The organism is Oleiphilus sp. HI0132, from assembly GCF_001635845.1.
On the sequence record NZ_LWGJ01001239.1, the window covers coordinates 1 to 5,467 of the forward strand.

The 5,467-nt window shown below is 46.3% G+C and carries 7 protein-coding genes; 4 read left to right on the plus strand and 3 right to left on the minus strand.

Annotation, left to right across the window (positions count from 1 at the left end):
- Positions 1–201: 201 nt before the first annotated feature.
- The 3 genes from A3766_RS18225 to A3766_RS18235 form a co-directional block, all read right to left on the minus strand.
- Positions 202–1,713, minus strand: coding sequence for a YifB family Mg chelatase-like AAA ATPase (locus tag A3766_RS18225; protein ID WP_068509257.1), 1,512 nt, complete (start codon positions 1,711–1,713; stop codon positions 202–204).
- 194 nt (positions 1,714–1,907) lie between these two features.
- Positions 1,908–2,156, minus strand: a complete 249-nt coding sequence (locus tag A3766_RS18230; protein WP_068509259.1) for an accessory factor UbiK family protein — start codon at positions 2,154–2,156, stop codon at positions 1,908–1,910.
- Complete coding sequence (locus tag A3766_RS18235) at positions 2,149–2,445, minus strand: hypothetical protein (RefSeq protein ID WP_156490560.1); 297 nt, start codon at positions 2,443–2,445, stop codon at positions 2,149–2,151. The genes A3766_RS18230 and A3766_RS18235 overlap by 8 nt, the downstream gene beginning before the upstream one ends.
- A 139-nt stretch (positions 2,446–2,584) precedes the next feature.
- On the opposite strand from A3766_RS18235, the gene glnK reads away from it, so the two are divergent.
- From glnK to A3766_RS18255, 4 genes are all read left to right on the plus strand, one after another.
- Positions 2,585–2,923: a P-II family nitrogen regulator gene (gene glnK / locus A3766_RS18240; protein WP_068507212.1), complete on the plus strand. Its 339-nt coding sequence runs from the start codon at positions 2,585–2,587 to the stop codon at positions 2,921–2,923.
- Between the two features lie 67 nt (positions 2,924–2,990).
- Complete coding sequence (locus A3766_RS18245) at positions 2,991–4,250, plus strand: ammonium transporter (RefSeq protein WP_231872228.1); 1,260 nt, start codon at positions 2,991–2,993, stop codon at positions 4,248–4,250.
- A gap of 175 nt (positions 4,251–4,425) precedes the next feature.
- Positions 4,426–4,824 carry a PilZ domain-containing protein gene (locus A3766_RS18250; RefSeq protein WP_068509265.1) on the plus strand — a complete coding sequence of 133 codons (399 nt, stop codon included), beginning with the start codon at positions 4,426–4,428 and terminating at the stop codon, positions 4,822–4,824.
- A gap of 109 nt (positions 4,825–4,933) precedes the next feature.
- A partial coding sequence (locus tag A3766_RS18255) for an SOS response-associated peptidase (protein WP_068642650.1) occupies positions 4,934–5,467 on the plus strand: 534 nt, incomplete at its 3' end.

Consider the following 5,467-nt stretch of genomic DNA (forward strand, 5'->3'; position numbering starts at 1 on the left):
GGTCATAAACTAGAAACGCAGCTTTTATCATTAGCTATTCCTCAACTTCCCTTCAGCAGTTTCGCTCACTTCACCACGCATTCAAAAGTGGCTATTTATTTATGATGCGTAAGTTTAGGCCATCATCTTAGCCAATTTCATAAAGCGATGGAAGTCACAGCTGTACGCCATAAGCTTTAAAGACTTTTCTTTACATAGCACTCAGCTACCAGACTTTCTATCCAAACCCCGGTAAGCCAAAGCTTCACTTAAATGAAGCATTTGAATACTCTCACTTTCCTGTAAATCTGCCAAAGTACGCGCGACTTTAAGAATCCGGTGAGCCGCCCTTGCCGACAAAGCCATCCTATCCATGGCGGACTCCAGAAAAGTGCGCATATCGTCTTGCATGGCACAATGTTCTGCAATCTCCCCACCCTCAAGCGCACTATTAAGCTTGCCCTGCCTGGTGATTTGCGCGTCTCGGGCTTTGCTCACGCGAGCCAGTACCTCATTCGAAGACTCACTAGCCTGAGCTTTGCCAAGTAAAACCGATGCAGGTTGACTCGCCACTTCGACATGCAAATCGAAGCGATCCAATAAGGGGCCCGACAACTTCCGCCGATAGTTACTTATCTGCTGGGGGGTATCAGTACAACTCACTGTAGGGTGGCCGCTATAGCCACAAGGGCATGGGTTCATTGCTGCAATTAACTGAAAGTCTGCCGGAAATGTCAGGCTCGCACTGGCTCGGGAAATTCTGATCTCCCCACTTTCAATCGGCTCCCGAAGTACTTCAAGCACCGAGCGTGCATACTCTGGCAACTCATCCAAAAACAATACACCATAATGGGATAAGGATATTTCACCAGGCTTTGGCTGTGCGCCACCACCAACGAGCGATACGGAAGAAGCTGTATGGTGAGGAGAACGAAAAGGCGCTTGCATCATCAAGCCCGGTTTTCTGGGAATACCCGCCAGCGAATAGATTGAGGCCACCTCCACTGCCTGAGCATTGCTTAAGCGTGGCAGAATACTTGGCAGGCGAGAGGACAGCATGCTCTTGCCTGTCCCTGGAGGGCCGTAGAATAATAGGTTATGGCGTCCAGCTGCTGCCAACTCCAAAGCACGTCTCGCTTGGAACTGACCCTTAATATCAGCCATATCCGGCTGCTTTTCGTCTTCCAAAATCATTTCTTCATAAGAAAGGGCTTGCAAAACACCGGGTGATTTAAGGTGCTGGCAAATTTCGCTCAAATGGCGTGCGGGGAAAATTGTATCGCTGCCAGCCATTTTCCCTTCATCAGCGTTACCATATGGGATAAATAAACATCGGCCGTCTTTTACGCTGGCAATAGCCGTGGGTAATACACCGGCAACCGGGCGCAAGTCTCCGGTTAAGGCCAGCTCACCAATAAACTCACTTTCACCAAGCTTTTCCGAGTCTATTTGACCTGTCGCAGCCAGGACTCCAATAGCAATTGCCAGATCATATCGTCCCCCTTGTTTAGGCAAGTCTGCAGGCGCCAAGTTAATGGTCACACGCCGATTCGGAAATTCGAAGCCAGAGTTGATTAAGGCACTGCGTACCCTTTCTTTGCTCTCTCGAACAGCCATTTCTGGAAGCCCAACAATCGCTAGGGATGGCAAACCATTTGAGAGATGAGTTTCGACTGTCACCAAAGGTGCATCGACACCGAGCTGAGCCCGGGTATAGATAATAGATAACGACATCGCATTCCTTTGCTAAGTTCATATCTGTTTAAGAAGGTAAGGAGCTGTATCAGGTAGACCGGAAAGCGCCTCATTAATACGCTTTGTATTAACTATTGCGCCATTTTAGATCAGCAGCATTATGCCCCTCAGTAGTGCAAGCACTGCATAAGTACAGTGCAAGAACGAACAAGTTCCATCTGTTCGTCATTAAATCAAGCTGACTTTTTCTCTAATTCAGCAAAATCTTTTTCTAGTTGTTCCAATTTGGCGCGTGTTGTTTCCAGCACCAATTGCTGAGTCTCAAACTCCTCACGAGTGACTAAATCCAGCTTGGAAATGACACCATTAATAAGAATTTTCAGTTGCGCAGTCAGATCCTCTTGAGCCGACTTTCCGGCGTCAGGTAATATCTGACTAACCTGTTCGTGGATGGTGTTAAGTACTTCTTGAGGGCTAAGCAACAAACGCTCCTTGGAATGCCTGGGACATTCTTTCTACATCAAACAAAAGAGCTATTCTAACACGCCCTGCCAGCGAAACCCACAACCCTAAAAAGGACAGATCTATTTTCAAATAATCAGATCCTCCCCCTATAAAAATCACCAAAGAGATGCGCTCGCCGCCAACCCGCATCAGATATTGCGTCATTATGGTGCGCCAAATCCAAGCCCGCACCACAAGACCACAACAAAACCACCACTCAACAATAACACTTAATCTTATGTAACTGTTATATAAGCTTTTTTTCAAACTGGCACACCCCCTGCTATATACCGATCAGATTTGTTATTCCGAATGAGAGATTCGTTTTTCATTTTGAATAGCAAACAAGAACTAAAACACATTTTTTTAACTAGTAAATATTGCAGCGACAGCACAGGAGATATCCATGAAACTCGTAACTGCCATAATCAAACCATTTAAGCTGGACGATGTACGTGAGTCATTGTCTGAAATTGGCGTACAAGGTATTACCGTAACTGAAGTTAAAGGTTTCGGCCGTCAGAAAGGTCACACGGAATTATACCGTGGCGCTGAGTACGTTGTTGACTTTCTTCCTAAGGTTAAAGTTGAAGTTGCCATTGGTTCCGACTTGGTTGACCAAGTTGTTGAAGCTATCAGCAAAGCAGCTAATACCGGCAAAATTGGTGACGGTAAAATTTTCATTTCACCGCTTGAGCAAGTTATTCGAATCCGTACCGGTGAAACCGGCACTGATGCGGTTTAAATCTCATTCATCACTAAGCAACTAATTTTTTAGAATACAGTACGGAGATTTCCTTATGGAAAACGTAATGAACAACATTTATGAATTGCAGTATGCAATGGACACCTTTTATTTCTTGGTGTGCGGCGCATTAGTTATGTGGATGGCAGCAGGTTTTGCCATGCTGGAAGCAGGCTTGGTTCGCGCCAAGAACACCACTGAGATCCTAACCAAGAACGTTGCACTGTTTGCAGTATCATGCACCATGTACCTAATCTGTGGTTACGAGTTCATGTATGGCGGCGGCTTCTTCCTATCAGGTACTGACAGCGTTGCAACTATAGACGTTGCTCAAGCTCTAGCAGATTCTGCTGAAAACGGCTTCGGCGGTGACTCTGTTTACTCAGGCGCTTCTGACTTCTTCTTCCAGGTCGTATTCGTTGCAACGGCAATGTCTATCGTATCGGGTGCGGTTGCTGAGCGTATGAAGCTTTGGGCTTTCCTAGCATTCGCAGTTGTTATGACGGGTTTCATCTACCCAATGGAAGGTGGCTGGACTTGGGGTGGTAACTCTGTGTTCGGTATGTACGACCTCAGTAGCTATAGCGATTACGCTGGTTCAGGTATCGTTCACATGGCAGGTGCTGCAGCAGCATTGGCTGGTGTTATCATGCTAGGTGCTCGTAAAGGCAAGTACGGTGCTAACGGTCAGGTTAACGCTATCCCAGGTGCGAACCTTCCTCTAGCAACGCTAGGTACATTCATACTGTGGATGGGCTGGTTCGGTTTCAACGGTGGTTCTACTCTTAAACTGGGTGGTATCGAAGTAGCTAACGAAGTAGCAAGCGTATTCTTGAACACTAACGCTGCTGCGGCAGGTGGTTTGATCGCTGCATTGATCGTTGCACGTATTCTATTCGGTAAGGCTGACCTTACAATGGCATTGAACGGCGCACTAGCAGGTTTGGTTGCGATCACTGCAGAGCCTGCTGATCCTTCTCCACTACTAGCAACGATCATTGGTGCGATCGGTGGTGTTATCGTAGTATTCTCAATCGTAACACTTGATAAGCTTAAGCTTGACGATCCTGTTGGTGCAATCTCGGTACACGGTGTAGTAGGTCTATGGGGTATCTTCGCAGTACTTCTATCAGACGCTGACGCTACATTCGCTGGCCAGCTGGTTGGTGCACTAACGATCTTTGTTTGGGTATTCGTATGTAGCTTGATTGTTTGGGGCGTTCTTAAAGCAATCATGGGCATCCGAGTAACTGACGAAGAAGAGTACGAAGGTGTTGATATCTCTGAGTGTGGTATGGAAGCTTACCCAGAGTTTACTCGCGACTAATCTCGAGTTAAACAAACTAAAAAGCGCCTCATTGTAGGCGCTTTTTTATGCCCGCCTTTTGCGTCAAAGCAGCCAACAAAAGACACATATAATTACTATCAAGACATTGATACTTCCGCAGCTCTAGACTATTGTTGTTAACTCCTCGCCAACTCTGACCAGGAAGTTTCACATAGTGCCCGATAAAAAGAAGATTACAGAAGCTCTTGAAAACACTCAGGAAATTACGGCGGAAGCTTTGAATGACGGAGCCGAGCGCCGTCAATACACAAGGCGTTCAGCCCATTGGCGTGCAACAATTACAACCCGCAAGAAACAAGTCGTTCAATGTAAAACGAAAGACATCTCTGAACGTGGAACCTCACTGGTAAGCCCCGTAGACTTCCGAAAAGATGCTTTGGTGCTACTTCAAATTGCCGCTTTCTACAATGGCAAGAAAATGGAGTTCAAAGTACTGGGCGAGATCAAACACACCTCGATCGCTCCGGACGGCTTCACGCTTGGCGTATTTATTAAAGAAGCGCCGGACACTGCTTTTGCATTTTTTAAAAAATATGCTGAAGGTCAGATCTAAATCAAGGGAATCAGTAATTTGCCTCTGACTTTTCGTTAATTTTTCATCACAGCCTATGATAATATTCCAATAAGGTAATAAGCTTAGTTTCAGGCAGAGGCTCCTTTACATGTGTGGAAGATTTGAAGTAGACAAAGCGATCGTCGATACAGGCGTATTCGAAGCATTTCATATACTTTTTCATGCCATAAACAATCATGACCAACGCCCTTCACAAGAGGTCGCCTGCCTTCACTATCAGCATGAGAAGCTATCGCAAACGCCTGCTCTCTGGGGGATCAACCCTCACTGGGCACATCACACCATATTCAACGCTCAGGCAGAAACCGTCGCCACCAAGAAGACCTTTAGTTCTGCTTATGCACTACACCGTTGCGTAGTACCCTGCTCGGCCTGGTTTGAATGGACAGGAGAGCCCGGGCACAAAATAAAACACCGTTTTTCACCGGCAATAGACGACGTTCTGTTTATGGCAGGAATACTATTTCCACTGAACTCAGGTGGCTTCCAGCTTGTTACCCTCACATGCGAAGCCGACCCTAATTGTGGAATTTATCACCATAGAATGCCTTTGTTAATCGAAGCATCAAAGGTGAAGGACTGGCTGGCACTGCCACGACCAGCCAATGAGATAAATCAATTT